Origin of the sequence: Vibrio chagasii, from assembly GCA_041879415.1 — a bacterium.
In the GTDB taxonomy this organism is placed as follows: domain Bacteria; phylum Pseudomonadota; class Gammaproteobacteria; order Enterobacterales; family Vibrionaceae; genus Vibrio.
Map to the genome: position 1 here is coordinate 2,135,635 of CP090851.1, position 25,790 is coordinate 2,161,424.

The 25,790-nt window shown below is 45.2% G+C and carries 23 protein-coding genes; 17 read left to right on the forward strand and 6 right to left on the reverse strand.

The genetic code is table 11. The features are described 5' to 3' along the window. Nucleotide 1 precedes the first annotated feature (1 nt). Genes L0991_09600 through L0991_09655 form a run of 12 tightly spaced genes read left to right on the forward strand, consistent with a single transcriptional unit; the run spans nt 2 to nt 11,948 of the window. Complete coding sequence (locus L0991_09600) at nt 2-364, forward strand: 3-hydroxyacyl-ACP dehydratase (GenBank protein ID XGB61694.1); 363 nt, start codon at nt 2-4, stop codon at nt 362-364. Next, nucleotides 357-2,156: a glycosyltransferase family 2 protein gene (locus L0991_09605; GenBank protein ID XGB61695.1), complete on the forward strand. Its 1,800-nt coding sequence runs from the start codon at nt 357-359 to the stop codon at nt 2,154-2,156. The genes L0991_09600 and L0991_09605 overlap by 8 nt, the downstream gene beginning before the upstream one ends. Next, complete coding sequence (locus L0991_09610) at nt 2,134-3,681, forward strand: aromatic amino acid ammonia-lyase (GenBank protein XGB61696.1); 1,548 nt, start codon at nt 2,134-2,136, stop codon at nt 3,679-3,681. Before L0991_09605 ends, L0991_09610 begins: the two co-directional genes overlap by 23 nt. 55 nt (nt 3,682-3,736) lie before the next feature. Beyond that, entirely contained in the window at nt 3,737-4,240 is a 504-nt protein-coding gene (locus tag L0991_09615; GenBank protein XGB61697.1) for an acyl-CoA thioesterase, read from the forward strand. Continuing rightward, nucleotides 4,227-4,907, forward strand: coding sequence for an outer membrane lipoprotein carrier protein LolA (locus L0991_09620; GenBank protein XGB61698.1), 681 nt, complete (start codon nt 4,227-4,229; stop codon nt 4,905-4,907). The genes L0991_09615 and L0991_09620 overlap by 14 nt, the downstream gene beginning before the upstream one ends. Then, nucleotides 4,879-7,251, forward strand: coding sequence for an MMPL family transporter (locus L0991_09625; GenBank protein XGB61699.1), 2,373 nt, complete (start codon nt 4,879-4,881; stop codon nt 7,249-7,251). Before L0991_09620 ends, L0991_09625 begins: the two co-directional genes overlap by 29 nt. Beyond that, nucleotides 7,248-7,871 carry a DUF3261 domain-containing protein gene (locus tag L0991_09630; protein XGB61700.1) on the forward strand — a complete coding sequence of 208 codons (624 nt, stop codon included), beginning with the start codon at nt 7,248-7,250 and terminating at the stop codon, nt 7,869-7,871. The genes L0991_09625 and L0991_09630 overlap by 4 nt, the downstream gene beginning before the upstream one ends. Nucleotides 7,872-7,876: 5 nt before the next feature. Next, nucleotides 7,877-9,076: a beta-ketoacyl-[acyl-carrier-protein] synthase family protein gene (locus tag L0991_09635; protein ID XGB61701.1), complete on the forward strand. Its 1,200-nt coding sequence runs from the start codon at nt 7,877-7,879 to the stop codon at nt 9,074-9,076. Next, nucleotides 9,069-9,533, forward strand: a complete 465-nt coding sequence (locus L0991_09640) for a hotdog family protein (GenBank protein ID XGB61702.1) — start codon at nt 9,069-9,071, stop codon at nt 9,531-9,533. The genes L0991_09635 and L0991_09640 overlap by 8 nt, the downstream gene beginning before the upstream one ends. Next, nucleotides 9,530-10,255: a 3-ketoacyl-ACP reductase FabG2 gene (locus tag L0991_09645; protein XGB61703.1), complete on the forward strand. Its 726-nt coding sequence runs from the start codon at nt 9,530-9,532 to the stop codon at nt 10,253-10,255. The genes L0991_09640 and L0991_09645 overlap by 4 nt, the downstream gene beginning before the upstream one ends. Further along, on the forward strand, nt 10,252-11,475 hold the full coding sequence (locus L0991_09650; protein XGB61704.1) for a beta-ketoacyl-ACP synthase: 1,224 nt from the start codon (nt 10,252-10,254) through the stop codon (nt 11,473-11,475). Before L0991_09645 ends, L0991_09650 begins: the two co-directional genes overlap by 4 nt. An 8-nt stretch (nt 11,476-11,483) precedes the next feature. Next, the gene (locus L0991_09655; protein XGB61705.1) at nt 11,484-11,948 is read left to right on the forward strand and encodes an Sbal_3080 family lipoprotein; all 465 of its coding nucleotides are present in this window, start codon (nt 11,484-11,486) and stop codon (nt 11,946-11,948) included. A gap of 110 nt (nt 11,949-12,058) precedes the next feature. Here the strand turns inward: L0991_09655 and gltX are convergent, their stop codons facing one another. Beyond that, nucleotides 12,059-13,486: a glutamate--tRNA ligase gene (gene gltX, locus L0991_09660; protein XGB61706.1), complete on the reverse strand. Its 1,428-nt coding sequence runs from the start codon at nt 13,484-13,486 to the stop codon at nt 12,059-12,061. A gap of 300 nt (nt 13,487-13,786) precedes the next feature. Here gltX and L0991_09665 point away from each other — a divergent pair, with 300 nt between their 5' ends. Together L0991_09665 and L0991_09670 are read left to right on the forward strand one after the other, a co-directional pair. Beyond that, nucleotides 13,787-16,600 carry a heavy metal translocating P-type ATPase gene (locus L0991_09665; GenBank protein XGB61707.1) on the forward strand — a complete coding sequence of 938 codons (2,814 nt, stop codon included), beginning with the start codon at nt 13,787-13,789 and terminating at the stop codon, nt 16,598-16,600. Then, complete coding sequence (locus L0991_09670; protein XGB61708.1) at nt 16,590-17,030, forward strand: DUF411 domain-containing protein; 441 nt, start codon at nt 16,590-16,592, stop codon at nt 17,028-17,030. Before L0991_09665 ends, L0991_09670 begins: the two co-directional genes overlap by 11 nt. Before the next feature lie 231 nt (nt 17,031-17,261). On the opposite strand, the gene L0991_09675 is transcribed toward L0991_09670, so the two are convergent. After that, a complete protein-coding gene (locus L0991_09675) occupies nt 17,262-17,954 on the reverse strand; it encodes a porin (GenBank protein XGB61709.1) in 693 nt (230 codons plus the stop codon). A 533-nt stretch (nt 17,955-18,487) separates the two neighbouring features. Next, nucleotides 18,488-21,142, reverse strand: a complete 2,655-nt coding sequence (locus L0991_09680) for a carbohydate-binding domain-containing protein (GenBank protein XGB61710.1) — start codon at nt 21,140-21,142, stop codon at nt 18,488-18,490. Between the two features lie 402 nt (nt 21,143-21,544). Here L0991_09680 and L0991_09685 point away from each other — a divergent pair, with 402 nt between their 5' ends. Together L0991_09685 and L0991_09690 are read left to right on the forward strand one after the other, a co-directional pair. After that, nucleotides 21,545-22,423 carry a TraB/GumN family protein gene (locus tag L0991_09685; GenBank protein ID XGB61711.1) on the forward strand — a complete coding sequence of 293 codons (879 nt, stop codon included), beginning with the start codon at nt 21,545-21,547 and terminating at the stop codon, nt 22,421-22,423. 122 nt (nt 22,424-22,545) lie between these two features. Further along, nucleotides 22,546-22,968 carry a hypothetical protein gene (locus L0991_09690; protein XGB61712.1) on the forward strand — a complete coding sequence of 141 codons (423 nt, stop codon included), beginning with the start codon at nt 22,546-22,548 and terminating at the stop codon, nt 22,966-22,968. 84 nt (nt 22,969-23,052) lie between these two features. Here L0991_09690 and L0991_09695 read toward each other — a convergent pair whose 3' ends face one another. From L0991_09695 to L0991_09705, 3 genes are read right to left on the reverse strand one after another with little or no spacing between them, the layout of a single operon-like run. Then, complete coding sequence (locus L0991_09695; protein XGB61713.1) at nt 23,053-23,889, reverse strand: curli production assembly/transport protein CsgG; 837 nt, start codon at nt 23,887-23,889, stop codon at nt 23,053-23,055. 16 nt (nt 23,890-23,905) lie between these two features. Continuing rightward, nucleotides 23,906-24,316 carry a curli production assembly protein CsgF gene (locus L0991_09700; protein XGB61714.1) on the reverse strand — a complete coding sequence of 137 codons (411 nt, stop codon included), beginning with the start codon at nt 24,314-24,316 and terminating at the stop codon, nt 23,906-23,908. A gap of 10 nt (nt 24,317-24,326) precedes the next feature. Continuing rightward, nucleotides 24,327-24,803: a curli production assembly/transport protein CsgE gene (locus L0991_09705; protein ID XGB61715.1), complete on the reverse strand. Its 477-nt coding sequence runs from the start codon at nt 24,801-24,803 to the stop codon at nt 24,327-24,329. Between the two features lie 320 nt (nt 24,804-25,123). On the opposite strand from L0991_09705, the gene L0991_09710 reads away from it, so the two are divergent. Next, nucleotides 25,124-25,735 (forward strand): curlin subunit CsgB, encoded by a 612-nt coding sequence (locus tag L0991_09710; GenBank protein XGB61716.1) that lies wholly within the window; start codon nt 25,124-25,126, stop codon nt 25,733-25,735. Nucleotides 25,736-25,790 lie beyond the last annotated feature (55 nt).

A 25,790-nucleotide genomic window follows, 5' to 3' on the forward strand; every position in this document is an offset into this window, starting at 1 on the left:
TATGGATAAGAGAAAACCAACCGTCATTGCGGTAGACACTGTAGAAAATGAATCGATCCTGACACTTAATGTTAGCGGAGATATCACCGATTTTAAGGGACACTTCAAGAGCTTCCCTATTCTACCGGGCGTCACGCAAATTGATTGGGCACTTCACTACGCAGTCCAAGAATTAGGTGTCCCTGGTTTCTTTAAAGGCATGGAAGTCATCAAGTTCCAAGAGCCTATCTTGCCTGAAGCCACAATCCAACTATCACTCAAATGGGATGCTGACAAAAGCAAGTTGAGCTTCAACTACACCTCAAATAACGGTGAGCAAACCCACTCATCAGGCAAAATGAAGCTGGGAGAGAAAAGTGAATAGCACTCCCGTCGAGGCTACTTCTCAACACCAAACCAAAGAAAGCGGCTACAAGGCTTGCTTCCTTATCCCGTGCTTTAATCATGGCGCAACCATGCCTGCGGTGGTGTCGTCACTCCATCATTTTGAGTTACCGATCATCATCGTTGACGATGGTAGTGAGCTCGCTACAAAACAGTTTCTCACTCCCCTAGCAGAGCACTCACACGTAACTTTGGTGACACTTGAGCAGAACCAAGGCAAAGGCGGAGCGGTAAAAGCCGGTATCAAAAAAGCACAACAACTCGGCTTTAGCCATGCCATTCAAATCGATGCTGATGGACAACACGACCTTGAAGCCTTGCCAACATTGATTCAGGCCTCACAAGCTAATCCGCAACGTCTGATATCAGGCCAGCCTGTCTACGATGACAGTGTACCCAAAGCGAGGCTATACGGACGCTACGCGACACACATTTGGGTGTGGATAGAAACCCTGTCCCTATCGATCAAAGACAGCATGTGTGGCTTTAGAGCGTATCCTGTCGACCAAACACAAGCAGTACTAAGCAAATACGATGTTGGGTCTCGAATGGACTTCGATATCGAGATTTTGGTTCGCCTGTATTGGGAAGGGTGTGACATCGACTTCGTTGAAACTCGGGTTATCTATCCTGAAAACGGCATCTCTCATTTCGATGCATTGTGGGATAACGTCAAAATCAGTTGGATGCATACACGCTTGTTCTTCGGCATGCTGCCAAGAGCACCAAAACTTATTGCTCGTCATTTCAAATCAGCCCCTGCAGGAAGTAATCTAAGTTCATCAGTGGGTTTAGAACTGCAAACGTCAGAGCAGCCACACTGGTCTCGCACCCAGGAACGCGGCACCGTGTTAGGCATCAAACTGTTATTAACCATTTACACCTTGTTAGGTCGTGGTGTATTCAACCTTATTCTGCGTGGTGTAATGCGTTACTACCACTTAACTGGCAAGCGCGCGCGAAACGCTTCTGAGCAATACTTGTTTCAGTTGAAGGCCTATGCGGAACAACAAAATATTGAGTTACCCGCCGAGCTAACCAGCTATAACCATCTGCTTTCGTTTGGACATACCATGCTCGACAAACTCGCGGCATGGAAAGGCGATTTCTCAGTGGATAACCTTACCATCCATGGTCAAGACCAATTCGAAAACATGGTGGCAAATAAGCAAGGTGTGCTAATTCTTGGTTCTCATCTTGGTAATATTGAGCTGTGCCGAGCTTTAGGTCGTAGGCACTCAAACATCAAAATCAATGCGCTGGTGTTCACTGAGCACGCTGAGCGTTTTAACTCAGTTATGAAAGCGGTTAATCCGCAGTCTGACTTAAACCTGATCCAAGTAACTTCGATGGGGCCAGATACGGCTATCCTTTTACAACAGAAGTTGGAGCAAGGTGAGTGGATCGTGATTGTTGGTGATAGAACTTCCACCAGCAAAGAGAGCCGCTCAGTATGGGCAGAGTTCTTAGGTAAGGAAGCCCCGTTCCCTCAAGGGCCATTTATGTTAGCCTCTGTACTCAAAGCACCTGTATTTTTGCTATTTGGGTTACGTGACGATTCACAAGCAAAGCCGCACTTTAATGTCTATTTCGAGCATTTTAGCGACAGAATCGAACTACCTAGAAAGACACGCGAACAATCTTTAAAGCAAGTCGTTCAACAATACGCAGATCGACTTCAGCACTACACACTGAAAGCACCGCTTCAGTGGTACAACTTTTTTAATTTTTGGACATTGAGCAAGCACCATGACGAAAAAGAATCCAAATAGCATCACCTTTGGTGCCGAACGCCTCACTATCGAGGACGTTGTCGCTATCTCACAAGGCGCACAAGCCTCGATGAACACCAGTGACGAGTTCACTTCAAAAATCGACCGTGGTGTTGCATTCCTAGAGCGCCTACTTAAAGAAGAAGGCGTGATTTACGGCGTAACAACAGGTTACGGTGACTCTTGTACCGTTGCGATTCCGCCAAACCTTGTCGATGAGCTACCTCTGCATCTGACGCGCTTCCACGGTTGTGGTTTAGGTGAAACACTGTCTCACGAGCAATCTCGTGCAGTATTAGCAACGCGCCTGTGTTCGTTATCACAAGGCGTATCAGGTGTAACTCATGATCTGCTTAACCAGATCGTTACCCTAATCAACCAAGATATCTCACCGCGTATTCCTCAAGAAGGATCGGTCGGTGCCAGTGGCGACTTAACACCTCTGTCTTACCTAGCAGCCACGCTAATTGGTGAGCGTGATGTTATCTACAAAGGTGAAGTACGCCCAACCAGTGACGTTTACAAAGAGCTAGGCATTAGCCCTATCAAGCTTAAGCCGAAAGAAGGCTTAGCGTTAATGAATGGTACGTCTGTAATGACGGCATTAGCTTGTATCGCTTATAAGCGCGCGGAATATCTAGCTCAGCTATCGACCAAGATCACCGCTATGGTATCGGTAGGCATGCACGGCAATGACTTCCACTTCGATGAAGCGCTGTTTGCTGTGAAACCTCATCCAGGCCAACAACAGGTTGCGGCATGGCTGCGTGATGATCTGCAAGCAGATCGCCCACCACGTAACAGTGACCGACTACAAGATCGTTACTCTCTGCGCTGTGCGCCACATGTTATCGGTGTGGTTCAGGACTCTCTACCATGGCTTCGCCAGATGATCGAGAACGAACTAAACAGTGCCAACGACAACCCAATTATCGATGGTGATAATGAGCGCGTACTGCATGGTGGACACTTCTACGGTGGTCATATCGCAATGGCAATGGATACGCTAAAAACTGCCGTAGCCAACCTTGCAGACCTGCTTGACCGCCAAATGGCCCAGCTGATGGATTACAAGTTCAATAACGGCTTACCATTCAACCTAACGGGTGCTGAAGGCGAACGTAAACCAATCAACCACGGCTTCAAAGCGGTACAGATCGGCGTGTCAGCTTGGACAGCAGAAGCATTGAAACACACGATGCCTGCAAGCGTGTTCTCTCGTTCAACTGAGTGTCACAACCAAGACAAAGTGAGCATGGGCACCATCGCCGCTCGTGACTGTTTACGCGTTCTAGAGCTAACCGAACAAGTGGCGGCAGCGTCACTTCTAGCCGGTACACAAGCACTCGAACTTCGTAAACGCCACAATGAGCTTGATGAGCACCATATGAGTGAGAACCTCAAGCACATTCGCGACGAAGTACTGAAAGAGTTTGAGTTTATTGTCGAGGACCGCCCGCTTGAAGGCGATCTGCGCCACTTTATTTCTCGTATTCAAAATCAGCACTGGTCACTTTATTCATAGAGTCATGACCTCATAAAGTAGCCAACCCTTTACGCAATATTGTTGAGAGCGATTTATGTCTGAAATCCTTCATCCATTACAATCTGAGGTGACACTTGTTACCTCATTCCAAGATGCCGACCCTATGGGCGTGATCTATCACGGCAACTACTTCCGGTTTTTTGAAGAAGTAAGACGCATCATGATGGATAAGATTGAGTACAACTACCATGAGATGAAGGATTCAGGCTACATGTGGCCTATCATCGATACCCGCGTAAAATACATCAAAGCGATACCGTTTAATCACAAGATTAAGGTCACGGCGAAGCTCACCGAGTGGGAAAACCGCCTGCGCGTCGATTATGAAATTCATGATGCCCTAACCGGTGCTCGCATGACTCGAGCACACACCATGCAGGTTGCGGTAACCATTGAAGAGCAAGAGATGTGTTTCGCTTCACCGAAAGTGTTTACTGACAAGGTAGAACACTGGCACCAGTATGGCTGCTTACCTCTCGCAGCTGAACATCAATCCCAAGCTTCTAGCTCACAGCAGGTGAATCATGAATCTGTTTAAGCGCAGCCGCAAACACATCAATATCCTGCTACTTGGGCTTACTGCGATAATGACGAGTGGCCTTGTAAGCGCCAAAGAGAACACTGCTGCTATCGGTTCTATCTCAGAGCTGCAGACGGTACTCAGCGAAAATAGCATTGTTCGTGGTGAGTTTACTCAAACGCGCAATATGGAGATGTTCGCCCAGCCTCTGACGTCGCAAGGTACATTCCTATTAGACAAATCAAGTGGTTTACTTTGGACACAAACTACACCGTTTCCGGTGAACTTAGTGCTTACCGACAACAAGTTGAGCCAAAGGTTTGCCGACCAGCCCGCAAAGATCATCACTGATAAAGAAAACCCAATGGCGTTTTATTTCAGCCACATTTTCCTATCGGTGTTCCACGGTGATACACAAAAACTTCAAGACCAATTCTCACTGACGTTCCAGCCTGCAACGGCACAAAGTTCAGACCAAAATACAGGATCTTGGACACTGACTCTCAAGCCCAAAAGCGCACCTATGAATGCAGTATTTGAGGCCATCACGCTGCAAGGTAACAGTGATATTGAGCGTATTGAGTTAAAAGAGATTCGCGGAGATAGCACGGTGATCGAATTCAGTAAGCTAAGCCATCAACCGGAAGTATTGTCAGATGCCGAAGCGCAACAATTTCAGCTCTAAGCTCGCCCTTGTCTGGCTAGTGATTGTGGCACTATTCAGCGGACTGTTGATTAAACAGTTCGCTTTTTCTTCTTCAGTGCCTATCGAAAGCAACATCATGAAATTGCTGCCTGAAAATCAGCAAGATCCTATGGTTGAACAAGCTTTCCAGCAAATTTCCAACTCGATGAGTGAAGAAGTCGTATTCATCTTAAGTGGATCAGACATCAAGAACACCATCGCGGCAACCAAAGCCTTTGAAAAAGCACTCAATCACGACTTGTTTTCAGGTGGTTCAGTACTCTTCAAACACGTGCAAGGTAAAATTAACTCAAGCACACAAAGCCAATGGAGTGACTTCTACTTCCGTCATCGAACGCAACTACTAACAGAGCAACAGAAAGAGACTTTGACACACGCACCAGAGTCACGAGCTCAGTATGTGATTCAATCCTTGTACAACCCTTTTTCAGGCGTGACAGCGACCGAGCTAACGTTAGACCCATTCCTGTTATTTCGTGACTATATAAGCGAGGTTGGCACCCGCTCGAGTAACTTTGGGCTTAAAGATGGCTATCTCACCGCTCAATCTCAAGAGCAATCACATATCCTCGTTACCGCAACGCTGGCAGGCTCACCATATAGCTTGGCGATTCAAGAACAGCTTCCTGCGTTAGATACTTTAGAGAGAGACATTGAGAATCAATTTGACGTTAAAGTTCAGCACACTGGCGTAGTTTTCTACGCAAATTACGGTACTCAAAGTGCGAAGTCTGAAATCAGCACTATTGGCTTAGGTTCCTTGGCGGGCGTGATTCTATTAGTGTGGCTGACGTTTCGTAGCGCACTCCCACTTGCCTTGTCTTTACTCTCAATTAGCACGGGGTTATTGGTCGCATTGGCAAGCACCGTCGCTATCTTTGGCAAGGTCCACCTGTTCAGCTTGGTGTTTGGTGCGAGCTTGATTGGCGTATCCATTGATTACTCGTTCCATTACCTCACTGACCGTTTGGCCGCAGGAAGCCGATGGCAGAGTGATAAAGGGCTAAAGCACATCTTAGTTGCCATCACCCTAGGTTTAATCACTAGCTTAATCGGATATCTCGGGCTTCTGGTTGCGCCCTTCCCTGGCCTACAGCAACTTGCGCTATTCTCGTCTATCGGACTTATCGCCGCCTACGCTAGCGTGGTGTGTTGGTACCCCGTGTTGGCCTCTAAACCGAGCCAAGAGCGAGCGCTTCCTTTGGCTAGCCTTTGGCACACATGGTTAAACTTGTGGAACCATCCCAAATTTAAAATCGGCTTGCCATTGATAGTGACCGTCTTAAGTTTGGCGTCAATCACGCAGGTTCGCTACGACGACGATATCAGGCAGCTTCAAGCAATGCCTGACGAGCTAAAACACCAAGAGCAAGCCATCTCTGAGATATCTGGTTTAGGTAGTGCTCAGAACATGCTGCTAGTTACTGCCGAAAGTAACCAAGCGCTGCTCAATAAGTTAGCATTGATCAGTTCTAATCTTGATAACTTAGTCGCTCAGCAAGTTATCTCAGGCTATCGCAGCGTCAATCAACACCTGCCAAGCGAGCAAGAACAACACTATAACTATCAGCTGGTTAAGCAACTTTATGATAGTCAAAGCGCCACACTACAAACTACGCTTGGCTGGCCGAGCTTCCCAGAGCTTCCTAAATACAGTCCGATCACGCTCGATGAGTTTCTATCGTCGCCTGTATCAGAGCCTATTCACCCACTTTGGTTAAAACCAATCAATAACCAAGCAGCGTCAGTTATCATGATCAAAGACGTCACTAACACTGAGCTGTTCTCACAGTGGTTAGAGTCCGACTTTGCTCAGCAGCAAGGTGTGAAATACCTCAATAAAGCAGATGAAATCTCCTCTCTTTTTGCTGAGTACCGCGTCAAAATTACCGAGCTGTTATTGATTGCCCTCGCTGCTATTGGCATGGTGCTAGGTTGGCGATATGGCGTGAAACAAAGCCTATTAATGCTTCTACCATCTCTTATTGCAGGTGTAGCGGGGTTAGCGGTGACCGGCGTTTTAGGCTCAACATTGAACCTATTTAATCTGCTTGGTTTGATTTTGATTTTAGGGATCGGTATCGACTACACCCTGTTCTTTGCGGAGCAGAAGAAGTCGCTAAGCACCCTATTAGCGATCACTTTGTCTGGCCTCACGACACTGCTGTCATTCGGCTTACTGTCACTGAGTCATACTCATGCCATTCACAGCTTCGGGATTACCGTGTTAACCGGAATTTTTGTGGCGTGGCTGCTTTCCCCACTCGCCATCAACAATGAGCAAGCCACAGAAAAGAACAAACCGCGTGAGGCATTTAGATGAACAAGACGATAAAGATAGCATTCGCTGTCATATTTAGCTTCCTACTCAATGCCTGCTCACTGGTTTCTCAACAACCGACAGGTGCGAGCGTCACTATCAATAAAGACACAGAACTCGCCTTGCCTCTACCCGAAGAACTTGGGTACTCATTAACAGCAAGTCAATTGATTAGCGCAACCTGGCAAGAGGATACCCAGCAGTTACCGGTTCAAGTTGAAGTTACGCCCGATAAGGTCGTTTTAGCTGGCTTCTCTTCTTGGGGTACACGCATCTTATCGCTGCAGTATCAAAACCAAGCCATTGAAACACAAGTACTATCTGGCCTCGGTGCTACCCTTCCTCAGCCCGAACAGGTACTGTTTAATTTGATGCTCACCTTGTGGCCTGCAGAAGCATGGGCACAACCGCTACAAGGTATAGGCTGGCATTTGGTCGATACAGATAACAGCCGCACTGTGTTTGATGACAAGAAGCAGGCAATCATACGAATTGATTATCAAGCCGAACCGAATACACACAAAACGGCAGGCAACATTGTTTTCAAACATTTGACCCAAGGCTACACCATTACTATACAAACGTTGAATTCAACGATTGTCGATAACCCAAGTAAGAGCTAAACACTATGCCTATTTATATCCAAGACTGTGGTTTCCACTCAGCGCTAGGCTCAAGTATTACTGACATTCATGACTGCCTAAAAGGCGAACGTGAACCGAACATGGTTGAAGTCAGTGATATGCTGAACGACGGCAAACACACTGTCGTTGGCAAAATCGCAGGTGCGCTACCAGAGGTTCCATCCACTCTCGTGAAGTATGCCACTCGCAACAACCAACTGGCGTTATCAGCTCTCAACCAAATCAAAGATTCTATTGAACTTGCCAAGGCACAATTTGGCGCAGACCGCATTGCTGTTGTTATAGGCACCAGTACCTCTGGTATCTCCGATGGTGAAGCGGCCTTCAAACAAAAACTGACAAACGGTGAGTTTCCAGAAGATTACCATTACTCAAAACAAGAGCTTGGGGACACTTCTGAGTTCGTTAGCCAATACTGCGCGTTAACGGGGCCAAACTATGTCATCTCTACGGCTTGCTCATCCAGCGGTCGCGTGTTTCTAACCGCCCAGCGCTTGTTAGATTCAGGCATGGCTGATGCCGTGTTAGTCGGTGGTGTGGATACCTTATGTAAGCTGACACTCAATGGTTTCCATGGTCTTGAAGCCCTTTCAACTAAACATTGTAAGCCATTTAGCGAATCTCGAGATGGCATCAATATTGGTGAAGCAGCCGCATTTATGTTGCTCAGTAAAACCAAGATCAAGCGTGTTCATTCTACTCCAAACACACCTCAAATTGCCTTATTAGGCTGTGGTGATAGCTCTGATGCACACCACATTTCAGCGCCTCATCCTGAAGGAAATGGCGCTGAACAAGCAATGAAAAAAGCTTTATATTCTGCACAGTTAACCGCAGAAGACATCGGTTACATCAATGCGCATGGTACAGCAACGCCACTTAATGACTCGATGGAAAGTAAAGCCATCCATCGTATTTTTGCAAACAAGGTTCCCGTAAGTTCTACCAAGCCGTTAACCGGGCATACTCTAGGCGCAGCAAGTGCGATTGAGGCTGCAATTGCTTGGCATATTTTGAAATATGACTTACCGCTTCCCTTACAAAAATGTCAGGATAAAGCTGAAGATATTGAGGTTGATTTGGTAAACTGTTCCCAGAAACTTAAAGTAAAGAATATCTTAAGCAACTCGTTTGCTTTTGGTGGCAACAACATTAGCCTGATTTTTGGTGTAGTAAATGACTGATATCCCTTCTGTAGACCAACTTCTCCCTCACGATGATCCGATGATATTAATCGATCGTGCTATCAGCGTAGAGGCGTTGTCGATCCACTGTCAGGTCGATATTGGTGACCATAATCTGTTCTTTAATGCCGAATCTCAAACGGTCCCAGCTTATGTTGGCATCGAGTTTATGGCGCAGTCTGTAGCGGCATGGTCTGGATACCATGCGCTGAAAAACGGCACCACTCCCCCTATCGGTTTCCTACTTGGATCTCGTCGCTATAAATCACTGTGTGATGAGTTTACTCAAGGTCAGACCCTCGATATCTACGCCGAACAGCTTATGGAAGACAGTGGTATGGCCGTATTTACTGCAAGAGTCGAAGACCAAGGCGAGTTGGTAGCTCAATGCCAACTCAATGTTTACGTGCCAACCGAACAAAAATTACAAGAAATGAAAACTAGGAGCCCATCATGACCCGTCAGGTTTTAGTCACTGGTGCCAGCAAAGGCATTGGTAAAGCGATCGCTATTCAACTCGCGAAAGACGGATTTGAAATCGCCGTTCATTACATGGGTGACAAGCAAGGTGCTGAAGAGACTCTACAATCGATCACCGAGCAAGGTGGCGCTGGACGTCTTATCCAATTTGATATCAGCAACCGCAACGAATGTCGTGAAAAGCTAGAGTCTGATATTGCTGAACATGGCGCTTACTACGGCGTGGTAAACAACGCAGGTATTACTCGCGACACGGCATTCCCTGCTATGACAGAAGAAGAGTGGGATGGCGTGATCCATACCAACCTAGACAGCTTCTACAACGTACTTCACCCTTGCGTGATGCCTATGGTGCAAAAGCGTAAAGGTGGCCGTATCGTCACTCTAGCATCTGTATCAGGCATTATGGGGAACCGTGGTCAAACTAACTATGCTGCTGCAAAAGCGGGGGTGATTGGCGCGACTAAGTCTCTTGCTCTAGAACTCGCAAAACGCAAGATCACTGTAAACTGTGTCGCTCCTGGCTTAATTGACACCGGTATGGTTGACGAGCACGTGAAAGATCACGCGCTTCCTCAAGTACCACTGCGCCGAATGGGTGAGCCGGAAGAAGTGGCTGGCCTAGTGAGCTACCTAATGTCGGATATTGCAGGCTACGTAACTCGCCAAGTGATTTCAGTAAATGGAGGCTTAGTATGACCCGCCGCGTTGTTGTAACTGGAATGTCTGGTGTTACTGCTTTTGGTAACGACTGGCAACAGATAGAGCCTAAACTAAAGGCCTGTGAAAATGCGACCCAGTATATGCCAAGCTTCGAGCAATATGATGGTCTCAACACTAAGCTTGCAGCACCTATTGATGACTTCCAACTGCCTAAACACTACAAGCGTAAGCAAGTACGTGGCATGGGCCGAGTATCACGCTTAGCAACCGTTGCTACTGAGAATGCATTGGAGCAAGCTGGCTTAATTGGTCATGATGTACTGACCAATGGTGAGACTGGTATCGCTTACGGCTCTTCAACCGGCAGTACCGATGCGGTTGGTGCGTTTGGTGTGATGCTGAATGAGAAGTCTACACGAGCAATCACAGCAACCACTTACGTTCAAATGATGCCGCACACTGCAGCAGTTAACGTAGGTCTGTTCTTTGGACTGCGTGGCCGCGTGATTCCCACCAGCAGTGCATGTACTTCTGGAAGCCAAGCTATTGGTTACGCCTATGAAGCGATCAAGCATGGTTACCAAACCGTAATGGTTGCTGGCGGTGGCGAAGAGCTATGCCCAACTGAGTCTGCCGTTTTCGATACCCTTTTCGCTACCAGTTTAAAAAACGACACACCTAAGAAATCCCCTAGCCCATACGACTGCGAGCGTGATGGTTTGGTTATCGGCGAAGGTGCCGGAACCCTGATCCTTGAAGAGTACGAACATGCGGTTGCTCGCGGCGCAAAAATCTATGCAGAAATCATTGGTTTCGCTAGCAACTGCGATGCTGCTCATGTCACTCAACCTCAGATGGAAACCATGCAAATATGTATGGAAAAAGCATTGAGAGACGCACAACTTCCAGCAGAGAAGATTGGTTACGTTTCTGCTCATGGCACTGCGACTGAAAAAGGCGACATTGCAGAGAGTAATGCAACAGCGAATATCTTTGGTGAAGTGCCTATTAGCTCTCTTAAGAGTTACTTTGGTCATACACTTGGCGCATGTGGTGCGATTGAAGCGTGGTTAAGCCTTGAGATGATGCACAGCGGTTGGTTCAGCCCAACCCTAAACCTAGAGAATGTCGATGAACAGTGCGGCAAGCTCGATTACATCACGGGCTCAGGTCGCGAACTGGATGTTGAATATCTGATGAGCAATAACTTTGCCTTTGGTGGTATCAACACCTCTATCATCTTCAAGAAAATCTAGGATAGATAATGAAAAACTGGTTAGCCGTTGCTGCTGTCACTTTACTCGCAGGTTGTAGTGCTCCTAAGTATTCAGGAAACGCACTGCCAGAAGCGAACAACATTAAAAACATCACCATCGTAGAGGACACCAAAACACGCACTGTGTTTCTTGATTCGATGCTCGACTGGTGTTTGAACAACCAAGTAAAGTGTAAGGTTGTCGCAGACGGTTCTGAACACAAGCCTGAAGAAGTCACGCTAGATTACGTATCTCGTTGGAGCTGGGATTTGAGAACCTTTGTAGCAGACGCAAAGATCTCAGCTTATCAAGATCAACAGCGCGTTGGTAACGTAGAGTTTAAGGCGCCAAATAGCGGCAACTTTTCCAAGTTTGGTGACGATATGGAACGCATCAAAGCGATGATGGATATCTTGTTCGATAAGAAATCAGCCGCGCAAGCAACTCAAATGATTGCCGACGACCAGCTATAGCAAAGTAATTTAGACAATAAACGAAGTTGTTTAGACAATAAAAGTTGAGACAAATAAAAAGGGTCAGTAACCAAGTTACTGACCCTTTTTTGAATCTAACAACTGCTCAATTAAGCGTTAGCTTCACGCTCTGCGATAAACTCAAGAGCCATCTTAATGCGAGCGATTACGCGCTCTTTACCAACAAGCTCCATCACAGCATCAACAGAAGGAGACTGACCGCCGCCTGTTACTGCTACGCGAAGTGGCATACCGATTTTACCCATGCCGATCTCTAGCTCTTCACATACTGCTGCAATCACACCGTCTTTGATGTTTGCCGTTGTGAACTCTTCAAGTGCTTCAACCTTAGCAAGAGCAAGCTCTAATGGGCCTTTAGCAACACCACGTAGGTGCTTCTTAGCTGCGCCAGCTTCAAACTCAGAGAAATCTTCGTAGAAGTAACGAGACTGCTCAGCAAGTTCGATAAGTGTGTTACAACGCTCGCCAACTAGCTTGATCACTTCAGTGATAGCAGGGCCGTTTGTTGTATCGATCTTCTGTGCGTCTAGGTGCCATTGCAGGTATTTTGCAACGTACTCAGGCTCAGAAGTTTTGATGTAATGGTTGTTCAACCAAAGTAGCTTTTCAGTGTTGAATGCAGATGCAGACTTGCTGATTGCGTTCAGGCTGAAGAACTCGATCATCTCTTCTTGAGAGAAAATCTCTTGGTCACCGTGAGACCAACCTAAACGAACAAGGTAGTTGTTAAGTGCGTTAGGTAGGTAACCTTCGTCGCGGTATTGCATTACCGATACAGCGCCGTGACGCTTAGACAGTTTCGCACCGTCATCACCTAGGATCATTGCACAGTGAGCGAAAGTTGGAACGGGCGCGCCTAGTGCTTCGTAGATGTTGATTTGACGAGGTGTGTTGTTGATGTGGTCTTCACCGCGAACAACGTGTGTGATACCCATGTCCCAGTCATCCACTACTACTACGAAGTTGTAAGTAGGAGCACCGTCTGTACGACGAATGATCAGGTCATCAAGTTGGCTGTTAGAAATTTCAATGCGACCACGGATTTGGTCATCAAATACTACACTGCCTTCTTTAGGGTTGCGGAAACGGATAACGCACGCATCGCCTTCTTGTGCTGCTTCGTTAGCGGCAATAATTTTAGGGTGGTTCGCATCGTAACGAGCCATCTCTTTGTTTGCTTCTTGCTCTGCACGAATTTCATCAAGCAGCTCTTTAGACGCGTAGCATTTGTATGCTTTGTCTTCAGCTAGAAGCTTATCAACCATTTCGTTGTAACGGTCAAAACGCTTAGATTGGTAGTAAGGACCTTCGTCCCATTCCATACCCATCCATTGCATGCCTTCTAGAATTGCATCAACCGCTTCTTGAGAGTTTCGCTCAAGGTCTGTGTCTTCGATACGTAGAACGAATTCACCGCCTTGGTTTTTAGCGAATAGCCAAGAGTAAAGTGCAGTACGTGCACCACCAACGTGAAGATAGCCAGTTGGGCTAGGAGCAAAACGAGTTTTAACCGTCATTTAAATACCTTGATTATGTAGGTGATTCTTTTAGTGGAGCCTATTACAGGGCCTGCAATAGTCAACCATCACTAAATTTTGGGCGCTATTTTATCACCACCGCTTAAATCTACAATCAGTAGTGAATGATTAATGTGCTGTTGTTGTACGAAAGCCGTTATTGAAAGAGCAATTACGCCCTTAAAGTCGTAAATCAATAGTCTTAGCCAGTAGATTATAGCCGCACATTCTTAATTTCCCTCTTCCATCCCTGACTGAAACCACCAGCTAACACACCACCAAGATCAAATTCTTGAATTTATGTTTGACCTTACCCTTACGGGAAGGTTTATGTTAGGCGTAGATGAGAATTGGAGTATCGATATGAATCACTACACAACCGCGCTCAACGGCCTAAATTGCATGGGTTGTGCGAAGAAAGTCCGCACACTGTTTAGCGATCTCGACAGCACGACTATCAATGACATCTCGCCGACCTACATCGATATTTCGACTCCTTCTAGTTACATTGAGCTCAACGAACAGTTAGCAACGCTTGGTTATTCTATGGGTAATCAGCTGCACCTTTCGCTATCCGGTCTTAATTGCGGCAAATGCGTGAGCAAACTGACTCAAGCGCTTGAACAAACTAGTCAAGCATCAAGCCTAGAAGTCAGCAAACAAGAATTATCACTGGTCACTTTGCTTTCTGAGTCCGAGGTCATTGAGCTGGTCGAAAGCGTCGGTTATCACGCAGCCCCCGACTCTAAATCTCATAAACAGTCACCAAGTTCAGATTTAGAAGAAGATAAAAAACCAGCCTCCACAGTTACAACGCCAACTGAACCCGTTGCAAGTCAATATACTTATCACCTTGTTCTTGAGGGGATGACGTGCGCGAGTTGCGTTTCTTCGGTCGAAAAAGCACTGAAAAAGAACGAGTTCGTCGATCAAGCTCAGATCAACCTTGCCGAGCAAACAGCCTTAGTTTTCACCTCTCAAACACGTGATCTTATTGAAAACAAGCTTATCCAATCGGTGAAAGCCGCAGGTTATGGCGCTGAGTTTGTTGATGATGCGGCAACACAACAACAAAAACAGCAAGAGCAACAACTTCGCACTCAACAGGCCTTCCTGAAAAATTCAGTGAGTGCGCTACTACTTGGCGGACCATTAATGGCATGGGGCGTCTTCGGTGGCAGCATGACCATTGCGACAGTTAACGACCAACTAGCATGGGGGTTAATCGGTGTGGTTTGCTTGGTGTTGTTAGCCACTTCTGGACGCAGCTTCTTCACTAACGCGTGGCAATCCTTAATGCACAAACGCGCGACCATGGACACGCTAGTTGCTCTGGGTACAGGCGCAGCATGGTTCTACTCAATGTTGGTTGTGCTCATTCCATCATGGTTCCCCGAAGCCTCTCGCCACGTCTATTTTGAGGCGAGCGCGATGATCATTGGCCTTATTTCTTTGGGTCACTACATCGAGGCCAAAGCCAAAGCTCGTACTACAAAATCGTTGCAAGCACTGATTAATTTACAGCCTCAAAAAGCGATGGTTATCGTCGATGGCAAAGAGCAAATCATTGCTGTAGAGGCTATCCAAGTGGGTATGCAGATACGCGTCAAACCAGGGGAGAAAGTACCGGTAGATGGTGTTGTGGTATCAGGAGAGTCTTACATCGATGAATCCATGCTGACTGGTGAGCCGCTTCCCAACGTAAAATCGGTTAATGATAGTGTTTCAGCAGGTACTATTAATGGTGATGGAAGCTTAATTATTGAAGCGACAGGAATTGGCTCGAGCACTATGTTGGCTCGCATCATCCAGATGGTTCGCCAAGCACAAAGCAGTAAACCTGCAATTGCCAAGCTTGCCGATTCTATCTCTTCTGTTTTCGTTCCTGTTGTCGTCACGATCGCAGCCGTTGCTGCCCTAGTGTGGTTCTTTGTTGGTCCGCAACCAAGTGCAAGCTACATGCTTGTCGTATCAACGACTGTGCTGATCATCGCTTGTCCGTGTGCTCTAGGCCTTGCCACGCCGCTTTCTGTTACAGTAGGTGTAGGCAAAGCTGCTGAGTTTGGCGTTCTAATCAAAGATGCTGATGTGTTGCAGTCAGCGAGTAAAATCGATGCAGTGGTATTTGATAAGACGGGTACCCTAACCCAAGGTAAACCAAGCGTTCAACAGGCCTTTTATCAAAACCTAGCAGAACAAGAACTGCTGACTTACGCCTATTCGGTTGAAGTTGGTTCAGAACACCCGCTTGCCAAAGCCGTTTGCCAGTATGCCGAGAACTTAGAAGTTTCAGTACTCCCACACAGCGACTTTGAAAACCGCCGAGGCCTTGGTGTACAAGCCAACATTAACGGCAAACACGTTCAAGTCGGCTCTTTGAAATACCTAACCCAACTCGGTATTGATACTCAAGTAGGCCGTGACTTTATTGAACTTTGCCGCACACAAGCATGGACGCCAATTTTCGTTGTCATCGACCAAAAACTGGAAGGCATATTAGGCATTTCAGACGCATTAAAAATAGATAGCAAACAAGCGATTGCTCAACTAAAATCCGCCGGAATTCACACAGTGCTACTCACTGGCGACAACGACTCGGTTGCTCAAGCGATTGGCAAAAGCGTCGGTATCGATGAGGTGATCTCTGAAGTACTTCCAGAGCAGAAAGCGCAACATATTGTTCAGCTTCAACAACAATATAAGAGTGTAGCAATGGTTGGAGACGGTATAAACGACGCACCTGCACTGGCTCAAGCCGATATAGGTATTGCCATGGGCAGTGGCAGTGATGTGGCGATCGAGAGTGCACAAATGACACTTCTCAACTCGTCACCTCTCTCTGTTAGTAATGCGATAGAACTGTCCCAAGCAACGGTGAGAAACATGAAGCAAAATCTCTTTGGAGCCTTCATCTACAACTCGCTAGGCATTCCTATCGCGGCTGGTGTGCTCTACCCGTTTTTCGGATTTCTACTCAGCCCAGTGGTGGCAGGCGCAGCGATGGCGATGTCATCCATTACTGTGGTAAGTAATGCCAATAGACTGAGACTGTTCAAACCGACCCATTCTAATATCAACAATAATCATATTCATGAGGTTAGCCATGATTCGTAAAATTATGACTCTTACTGCACTCGCTGCAATTTCAGGACAAGCTCTCGCAACTGATGTTCTAAACCATAAATCACCATACTGCGGCTGTTGTACAGAATGGACCGAGCACATGCGTGATGCTGGTTTCGATGTAACAGAGAAGCTCCACGATGATATGAACCCAATCAAGCAAAAGCTAGGGGTAACACCTGAGCTAGCATCTTGTCACACAGCAGAGATTGACGGTTACGTATTTGAAGGGCACATCCCAGCAGAAGACGTGAAAGCCTTTTTAGAAAACCCACCACGTAATGCGATCGGTTTAGCAGTACCGGGAATGCCAATGGGCTCTCCAGGTATGGAGTATGGCGATAAGAAAGACGAATACTCGGTGTATGCGTTTAATGACAAAGGTCAGGTGTTTGAATACCGTCATTACAAAGGTAACTAAAGTACGCCCTAACTAGAAATGAAAGCATAAAAATAGAGCCTAGTATTAAGTAAACCCAAGACAGTGGTTTACTTACTAGGCTCTTTGCTTTTGGACAGTAAAGCAAATCTTGTCGCGACACCAACCGGGCTGTTAGTGCCGCTCAATCCCCTCGCTCATTCACGAAGGAAGTGCTTAGGCAAAGATTATTTAGCGAATAGCCTCGTTGACTAAGCCACTAAGTAAATCAGCTTAGAAGCCGTAAGAAGCACCGAATACGAATGCGTTGTTCTGCTTAGAATCACCATTTGCGAAATCTACACCGTTAGCTTGGCTACGGAACTCGAAGTAAGGCTGTACGCCTTGACGAGTCCATGTTGCACGTAACTCGTGGTCCATCGCTTCAGCTTCGATCATGTAAACGTTGTTGTAGCTAAGTGCTAGGTCTTCGTTCACTGTGTATGCAATGCGGTTATCCATACGGTAGTCAGTATCTGCATTAGCAGAAGTATCATCGATGTGTGCACGAGTACGGTTGCTGATAGAGATACCGTTATCGAAGTTGTAGCCGATCTTAACTAATGGACGGAACTGGATGCTCTCGCCTGCAGAGAATAGGTGTTGGTAACCAGCAGCAACCCATAGATTGTCAGTGATGTTGAAAGATTGCTCACCACCTACAGTAATACCAGGAGTAGTATTACCCACACCGCCGTTTTCAGTTTCAAGCTTACCCAGTTGGATACCGTCAAACTCAGAGTAAACCGTGAAGCCGCCTAGAGAGTTATCAAACGTGTGGCCGGCTTCTAGCGTAGAAGTCATGTCAGAACCGTGGATACGGCCATCGTCGTGAATTTGGATGTTACCTGTTACGTAAGAAGAACCAGCAAAAGCACTAGAAGCGAAAGCAAGAGAAAGAGCACTTAGAGCGATAATTTTTTTCATAGTAAACTGCCTTAGTTTGATTTTTTCAGCGGCATATCTTCGGTACATCATTCACCTTCACCGCTTGAGTAATTGGTAGCCTCCCTGGCATGAAATCTATGTTGCTCGAATTAATTTGCGTTTCAAAATAAAAGAACCAACAGAGTGATCCTTCTCACTATCAAAAAAAGACAAGATATTTAACACAACAAAATCAATAACTTAAAAATATAAAAATTGATAAAAAGCTAAAGAACAGAAAACAAACAGATCGGGATCACATTATTTCACGAAGAAAAATTAGATTTAGATAGTTGAATCACATCTGATTTAGAGTTTTTTATTGGGGACTTATTTTTTGAAGAGAATAATGAGAGGCTCGTCACTTTTGGGATTAAAGTCACCTTATGTGCATTGTTGATGATATAAACAAACAAGATTTCTATATGTTTCTGTTTTGGATATGCACCTAATTCGCAGCAAACAAAAAGAGCTCCCGTTTTATCTTGAACAAGATAAAGTTCGGGAGCCCTTTCACTAGTAGTGCTTATCGATTATTTAACTGAGGTCACTCGACTTACTTTCTCACCACTTTCAGAGATAGAACGGATATAGGTTTCACCAGAAACCGATGGACGTTGCTGCTCATCATACGTTAGCCAGTTTTCGCCATCAGCAGAGTATTGAAGCTCTACACCTGGGAATTGAACGTTCATCGCTAGCTTACCGTCAACAACCTTCGCACCCGGTACTGGTAGTCGGTAGTCAATGCCTGCCTTTTCTAGCTTAGCCAGCTCACGTTGACCTACGATATTCGCGAAGCGATTGAAGTCGCTGTTTAGCGCTTGCTTATTCACTAAGTTAGTTTCTTGAGAGTATTCAACGCCAACCTTGTAGTCATTTTCCCAATCTGCTCTGTGCCATGCGCGCTCTGCAGCCGCTAGTACGCGAGGGAACACCATGTATTCATATTGCTCGTCAGTACGTACTGTTTCAGACCAAAGTTGTGCAGACAAACCGTAGAAAGGTTTCGCTTCAATTTCGCCTTTACCAGAGAAGCCATTGCCGTCACGGTCTAATGATGTTTCAGCGTTTTGTGGCATGTTTTCTGGTGCGAAGCCAAACATCTTACGAGTATCGGTTGCACGTGTTGCCCAGTAGTAGCCGCGCTCTGCTGCGTCAACTTCGTATGGCATATCCATGTATACGTAGTCTGGGTTAGAAACAATTACGTCATAACCTTTTGCTGACCAGTCGTATACAGATGAAGTACCGCCCCAGTAAAGAACGTCCCAGAAGTTCACGCGAGTAGTTTCAGTCGCGAAACCAGCTTCACCTTCTTCAACGTACTTCAGACCATCTTGCCACGCTTGGAAGTGTGGAATGCCTTTATCTGCAACAATCTTTGATACTTCTTTAGCGAAGTAACCTGGTAGGTGACCAAAATCACTCACGGTACCATTAGCAATCAACGACTGACACTGTGGAGACTGTTGGAATGGCTTATCCTGCTTAGACAAATCGATGTTGCCTTTCCAAGCCACTTTATCTTCCGCATTGATGTCTTGTAGACCTGCACCTAACTTGATGTTTTTCGCTTCATCGCCGCCGAAGTGCCAAGTCGTTAGCGGAACGCCCGCTTCTTGGTGCATTGCCGCCACTTCAGAGATTACTTTATCTACGAAGTGAGTTGATGACTCCATACATGGGTTAATGAAGCTTTGCTTATCGTAGAACTGAACCGTGGTTACGTTCGATGTATCTTGTGGATCCATCAAGCGGTATTCGTTCGCTTCTGCTTCTTTGCCTTCCGCCATTAGGCGAGTGTAACGCGCTTCCATTGATACCACAGCTGAACGAGCGTGTGCTGGCATATCAATTTCAGGGATAACTTCGATGCTGCGCGCTTTAGCGTAGCTTAGGATCTCGACGTAATCCGCTTTACTAAAGAAACCAGAGCCAAAGTTGTCTGTTGTTGGACCAGAACCTAGCTGAGGCAGTAAGCAGCTTTGTTCATCCAAATCAAAACAACGATTAGACCCTACATCCGTTAGCTCTGGTAAACCTGGGATTTCTAAACGCCAGCCTTCATCATCCGTTAAGTGAAGGTGCAGTTTATTCATCTTGTATGCCGCCATTTGATCTAGCGTTGCTAGGATGGCATCTTTTGAGTGGAAGTTTCGAGCAACGTCCACCATCACACCACGGTAATCAAAGCGCGGTGCATCTTTAATTGACAGTTGTGGTAATAATTCAGCGTTCTGACTATCTATTAGGCCAAAAATAGACTGAACTGCGTAGAAAGCACCCGTTTTATCAAACGCTTTAATCGCAATCCCCTCTTCCGAGATGCTTAGTTCATAAGCGCCAGATTTTGCTAAATCACCCGTAAACTGAGTAGGAACAACGGCAACACTTACAGGAAGGTCACCACTCACATCTACGTTTACCACATCTGCACGTTCTTCAATTGCTGCGAACTGTTCAGCGTCGAATGCGTCTTTTGGTAAAGCAATACCACCAGCAATACTCACTGAACCTTCACCCGCTTCTACCGACATTGGTGTTGGCAATAGCGTTGTTGATACATCTTGAGTTGCTAGATCAGCATTCTTTTCAAAACGCGTCACCGCTGTTGCCATTACGTTATTGTCATCAGGCGTACGCTTAAGGTTATTACCCTCTAGACCAGTTACGAACGATGCAACATCTTCTGTATTCAGTGATGCAATCATCTTAGGTTCTGCGTTTGGCGCCGTCACGAATGCACCTGGCATAAAGTCAGTTTCAAACAGTTGCCAGTATTCACTCGTTAACGGAAGAACCACTTCTTCACCAGCCGCAAAGCCGTCGAATTTTTCAGTAGGTTCTAGCTTGTGAAGGTCACCAGTAACACGAGTGATCTTAAATTGCTCATTATCAACATCTAGGATAAGACGAATACTGTGGAAGTAGATGCTCCAATCTTTAGAATCAATCGCTTCGCCTTTATTAGTTAGTGTCATGTTTACTTTGTTACATGACGCCCATTCAGCACCTAGGTCCTGACAGGCTAAGCCTTCATTCGCACCGTGGTTAGTCAGAATTTCGTACTGAACATCAAGATTGTCAGCCAGTGCATTCACTACTTTTTGTTCTGGTGCTTGTGTTACTGCACAACCCGTTAGGCCAGCCAATACCGCTACAGATAGTAAGTTTCTCTTCAACATCGTATTCACCCATAAATTAAAAATTGAGTAAGAAGCAAAATGGAGCGCTTCGAAAGTTAGATAAACTATATGGGCTTATTTTTTACCGTGAATTAAATCGAGTAAATAAAGTGATCGGCTTCAAATCTCAAAAATCTTGATAATATTATTTATATTAAAATCATTAAGTTAGAATCAACGGCACTTCCGTCATTTTAATTTTGACGTAAAATTTGAGAAATGAATCACAATCTTTTTTACCGATTTCATAAAATCGTGTCATTGATAGCCAGAAAGGATTTAGAGTTTCAGCGTATTGTTATACTTTTCGTATAAACAACGTGACATTGTTCTCAAAAAAAACCGTTAAAAAACTCCGTCAAAATCATTTTTAACGAGTTACGTCTTCCTCTAGGAGCTCTCATGCGCACATTCTTATACTTAACGTTACTCGCTCTTACCTTTACGACTAAGCACGCTTCAGCAGAACCTCTGTATTGGCAAGCCAAAAAAGATGATCTGACCTTAACGATTTTAGGTTCTGTACACGTTGGGGATGAAAGCATGTATCCACTTCCCACGCAGATTACCGACACATTAAAAGAGAGCGATGGCCTAATCATCGAAACGGATATCAGGAAATCCGAAGGTGTCGTATACCCGGCTACAACAGTTACCACTGCCGATGTGCTCAGCGCAGAACAAAAGCAGTTGCTGAGAAGCATTTCAAAATCTTTGGGTATGCCGACTCAGCAACTCTTGAGCTCTCCACCTTGGGCGACATCTCTATCGATACAAATGCAGCAATTAAAGAATCTTGGCTATGGCTCGGCGGGCGGTGTAGACGCAACATTAGCCTATAAGGCAACCATACAAGACGTTCCAGTTATCAGCTTAGAGCCTCTACAATTTCAAATTGACCTAATCGCAGGACAAAAAGATTCGGGTAAAGAGTGGTTGTTGACTAGCCTTGAAGAGTTTGACCAAACGGACCGTGTCGTGCATTGCCTTATTGAAAGCTGGAAAGCGGGCGATGAGTCCAAACTAGAAGACTTTGCCGAGTTGTCTGAAATGCCAGCCGAGCTTGAGAAAGCATTCCTAACGGATCGCAACGTTGACTGGGCAAACAAACTATCTGCCAATGACTGGAAACTCGACACGAAAGGAAACTACTTGTTAGTCGTCGGCACTTTACACCTGATAGGAGAAGGTAACCTGTTAGAACTGCTAGAAAAGAAAGGCTTCACAGTTGACCAACAATCACAGAGCCAAAAAGCACAGTGTCAGTTTGAAGATCATTAGTTATTTTTGATGCCATGACTTTTTCATTATAAAAGCGTTTCCTTAATAACAGACATTTTACATTTAGCAACGCTATAGTGGTGCTATCATCTTTCGCTCTTTTTATAAATGGTGTTGTTCTAATGAAACCAGTACTTTTCGCTTTTCCTCTAGCCTTTGCCGTCCTTATGCCTACAGTAGTGTCTGCCAAAGAAACTTGTACAGTAGAACAATTTCAAGCTATCGACATTCAGCCAGATACAAAGGGTGGCGTGATAGATAAAGAAAGTGGGCAATTTCTAATAACAGAGAAGCCGCCAATGCGATGTGCGACGGTAACATTCACAACATCAACAACGAGAAACCGCATCGCCAGCCAAATGAATGGGAATTTTGAAGCCAGCTTTTACGATAACCAAACTGGAAACTCTAGTTCAGCTTCGTTTAATGAAGACGAGGTGAAAGCGGGTTACATTCGAATTGGCCCAAATAACCCAGCAGAAGCTTATGTTTGTTTTGTTACCTCAGAAACACCGATCAAAGACATTACTTGTGACGTCAAATAAATCAGCTTAGTAACAGATAAAAAAACAGGGCTACGGGTAAGATCCATTTTCCGCATAGCCCTATTTTGCTGCTTACTCGGTTGTTTAAAGTATGTCAGTACTCGCTTCAGAATAACGAGCAATGATTGGGTTTTGCATCGCATTAGGGTCACCAGGCGACCACATACCACGTTTCATTCCTTTAACGATTAAATGAATCACTGCCGCATCTATCGCTGACATTACGGCAATATTCACTGGTTCATTTTGGCTGTAGCCCATCTCAACTTCTAACAACTCTTTATAGTCAACAAAGCGAAATGCACCGAAGCCGATTTCATGGGAGGAAATGGTTTTAGTCGTCGTGACACTCAAAAGAACTTGCCCAGTTCGAACATCGACAGCTCTCAAATTCACCGTAACTTGATCCGTTCTGTATTGCCCGGAACCACCAATACCTAGATACTTGGCGCCAGCCCCTCCGGTAACAATATTTGAGTCATAAGCCACAATCCCGCCCTCTATAACAATGTTAGCGGAACTCAAAGATGACAAATCCGCACCATGATTATTTACGACTTTGTCTTTTTTCTGAGCTGCACGAATGATCTTACGTTCAGTCAATAAGTTCTGTAGCCCTTCACGTTCTAGAGGGACAAACCATTGTGAATCAATCAATGCTGTCGTGAGTAGTGATGTACCGCCCTGCGGTACAGCCGTCGAAAAGTTACTGTTTGGCTGAGGTTTGTATTGCCCCGTTTGGTCTCTAAAGTCATAGACTGAGACTAATATCTTACCGCGAGGTTGAGGTAATGAGATGAGATCGGTGTAAGTCGATCCTCTCGGCATCAGCTTAGGCGTTTCAGAAGTCTCTGGAATTTGCATAGAGTAAGTGCATCCCCCTAACACGAAGGTTAGAAAGACGATAATAATCGATTTCATAACACAATCCTTGTGATTAGAGGTCTGGATTTAATCCCGATACGCTGATTTCAGTTGACTCACCAGTCGCTTTGTCGACGATTTGAACCAATAACGTCCCTGAGTCATCAACGATGTTAAGGAAGAAATCTTCCGTTTCTAGTTGCCCAGTATTGCCGTTGCCTACGTCAGCAAGCAATTGGCTAATCAAGCGAGATTCTAAGCTGGACGCTAAACGATCTAGTGCGGATTCTTGTTCATCGAAAATATCCCTAGCACTTGGATCTTCGTAATCATTGATCGCGTTAGCGTGGTTAAATAAATGAGAACTGTTTAAAGCGTTTCCACCGAAACTTGGGTTTACGGGCGTATAAACTAATTCGCTCGCGTAAATCGAAGGGGAAGCTAACAACGCAATAAGCGCTGCCTTTCTGAAAAGTATCGACATCCTTGGCTCCTTAAAATTCATCATGGTCTAGGTCGTAAGTATCCTGAAAGAGCCTTTCCGCTTGCCATCTAATGATGTAATTCCCTACAACTCGTGTTGCATCAGCGGCTCGTTCTTTTGCTTGTCTACGACCGGGAGACAACGCTGTACGGAAGATCGGTTTTCTAGAGTGTTGAACCTCTATGATGCTTCCTGATAAAGCTGTTGGCCTCTCTTTTACCGTCAAATTTTCCTTTAGGTCGGGATAACTCTCATTGAGTGATTGTGAGAAGAAGAAGTAGAAATCATCACCTAAGCGTGTGATTGTTCTATCCACTATGATTCCATTCACTTCACTAAAGTCGTTAAACTGTTCCTTTAGGTTATTTGTCGAATCCTCAAGTTTTGTTCCATTTTCCAAAGGAGCGCCATTTTCAAGACCATGGCTCTTTTCGCCTGCGTTAACAACACAAGACAATAGAGCAATTGTAAGCAGCTTGATTTTCATAAGGGCTCCCATTCAAAGTCCGTTTACAAAATGAGAATGTGATTCATCGAAACACAATTAAAGCCTAATTCATGCTCCCAGTGGCATATATAAACTTTTGGATTAATTTCCAAGAGGATTTAATTAACTAATGGAGAGATAAAAAAGCCAATTACTAATTAAATTTATCATATGCAATTAAATATTTTCACCTTTAAGTTTATAGATGATATTCACCTGTGAACCTAATATTTCGTCATGCTAGTGAGTTACACGGCGTTCAACACGGAATATATTATTTAGTTGGATACACGAGCATCAGACACTTTAAGGTAAAGATAATGATAAGTAGGACAGCATCACTTGCCAGCTTAACTTTTTTATATTTATCAATAGGTAGTTTAAATATTGCTGCAGCCTCTGGTGTTGAAGGGGACTTTTTACATAATGTAGATCAGGACATTATTAATGACTACAGCGATTTATATAACATCTCTTCTGGAGATTTAGATAACTACTCAGAAATAGATATAACAAACAGCTCTGATTCAAGTTCTGCCATTATTCAATACAGTCCTGGAATAAAAGCAAATAATAGAGCGAAGATAAAACAAAGCGGACACTCTAATTCTGCGAGTATTAACCAAGTGGGACGGAATAATGTCGCATACATAAATCAAGACGGATCCAATAATACCGCTGCAATTGGGCAGATCGGCGGGAACAGCGAAGCGTTAATTTCCCAAGATGGAAACCATAATTTGGCGGTAATAGGACAAGCGAACTTCTCTGGACAAGGTAGCCAATTAAGCATTGACCAAAAAGGTAATAACAATGTGGCGTTTATGGCTGGCTCAGGAGGGGACAACTTAGGGATTTCTCAAGACGGGCACGACTTTGCGATCGTCAATGCATCGAGCTCAATGAGGATCTACATCAATCAAGCAAATTAGCGCGCAGTATGGACAGCTTGATTCAAAGTCACTTCATGTGAAGTGGCACATAGTC

Excerpts from the sequence above, each read along its gene's own strand:
- L0991_09600 (XGB61694.1), top strand. The coding sequence starts at position 2 with ATGGATAAGAGAAAACCAACCGTCATTGCGGTAGACACTGTAGAAAAT.
- L0991_09610 (XGB61696.1), top strand. The coding sequence starts at position 2,134 with ATGACGAAAAAGAATCCAAATAGCATCACCTTTGGTGCCGAACGCCTC.
- L0991_09615 (XGB61697.1), top strand. The coding sequence starts at position 3,737 with ATGTCTGAAATCCTTCATCCATTACAATCTGAGGTGACACTTGTTACC.
- L0991_09620 (XGB61698.1), top strand. The coding sequence starts at position 4,227 with ATGAATCTGTTTAAGCGCAGCCGCAAACACATCAATATCCTGCTACTT.
- L0991_09625 (XGB61699.1), top strand. The coding sequence starts at position 4,879 with ATGCCGAAGCGCAACAATTTCAGCTCTAAGCTCGCCCTTGTCTGGCTA.
- L0991_09630 (XGB61700.1), top strand. The coding sequence starts at position 7,248 with ATGAACAAGACGATAAAGATAGCATTCGCTGTCATATTTAGCTTCCTA.
- L0991_09635 (XGB61701.1), top strand. The coding sequence starts at position 7,877 with ATGCCTATTTATATCCAAGACTGTGGTTTCCACTCAGCGCTAGGCTCA.
- L0991_09640 (XGB61702.1), top strand. The coding sequence starts at position 9,069 with ATGACTGATATCCCTTCTGTAGACCAACTTCTCCCTCACGATGATCCG.
- L0991_09645 (XGB61703.1), top strand. The coding sequence starts at position 9,530 with ATGACCCGTCAGGTTTTAGTCACTGGTGCCAGCAAAGGCATTGGTAAA.
- L0991_09650 (XGB61704.1), top strand. The coding sequence starts at position 10,252 with ATGACCCGCCGCGTTGTTGTAACTGGAATGTCTGGTGTTACTGCTTTT.
- L0991_09655 (XGB61705.1), top strand. The coding sequence starts at position 11,484 with ATGAAAAACTGGTTAGCCGTTGCTGCTGTCACTTTACTCGCAGGTTGT.
- gltX (XGB61706.1), bottom strand. The coding sequence starts at position 13,486 with ATGACGGTTAAAACTCGTTTTGCTCCTAGCCCAACTGGCTATCTTCAC.
- L0991_09665 (XGB61707.1), top strand. The coding sequence starts at position 13,787 with ATGTTTGACCTTACCCTTACGGGAAGGTTTATGTTAGGCGTAGATGAG.
- L0991_09670 (XGB61708.1), top strand. The coding sequence starts at position 16,590 with ATGATTCGTAAAATTATGACTCTTACTGCACTCGCTGCAATTTCAGGA.
- L0991_09675 (XGB61709.1), bottom strand. The coding sequence starts at position 17,954 with ATGAAAAAAATTATCGCTCTAAGTGCTCTTTCTCTTGCTTTCGCTTCT.
- L0991_09680 (XGB61710.1), bottom strand. The coding sequence starts at position 21,142 with ATGTTGAAGAGAAACTTACTATCTGTAGCGGTATTGGCTGGCCTAACG.
- L0991_09685 (XGB61711.1), top strand. The coding sequence starts at position 21,545 with ATGCGCACATTCTTATACTTAACGTTACTCGCTCTTACCTTTACGACT.
- L0991_09690 (XGB61712.1), top strand. The coding sequence starts at position 22,546 with ATGAAACCAGTACTTTTCGCTTTTCCTCTAGCCTTTGCCGTCCTTATG.
- L0991_09695 (XGB61713.1), bottom strand. The coding sequence starts at position 23,889 with ATGAAATCGATTATTATCGTCTTTCTAACCTTCGTGTTAGGGGGATGC.
- L0991_09700 (XGB61714.1), bottom strand. The coding sequence starts at position 24,316 with ATGTCGATACTTTTCAGAAAGGCAGCGCTTATTGCGTTGTTAGCTTCC.
- L0991_09705 (XGB61715.1), bottom strand. The coding sequence starts at position 24,803 with ATGAAAATCAAGCTGCTTACAATTGCTCTATTGTCTTGTGTTGTTAAC.
- L0991_09710 (XGB61716.1), top strand. The coding sequence starts at position 25,124 with ATGATAAGTAGGACAGCATCACTTGCCAGCTTAACTTTTTTATATTTA.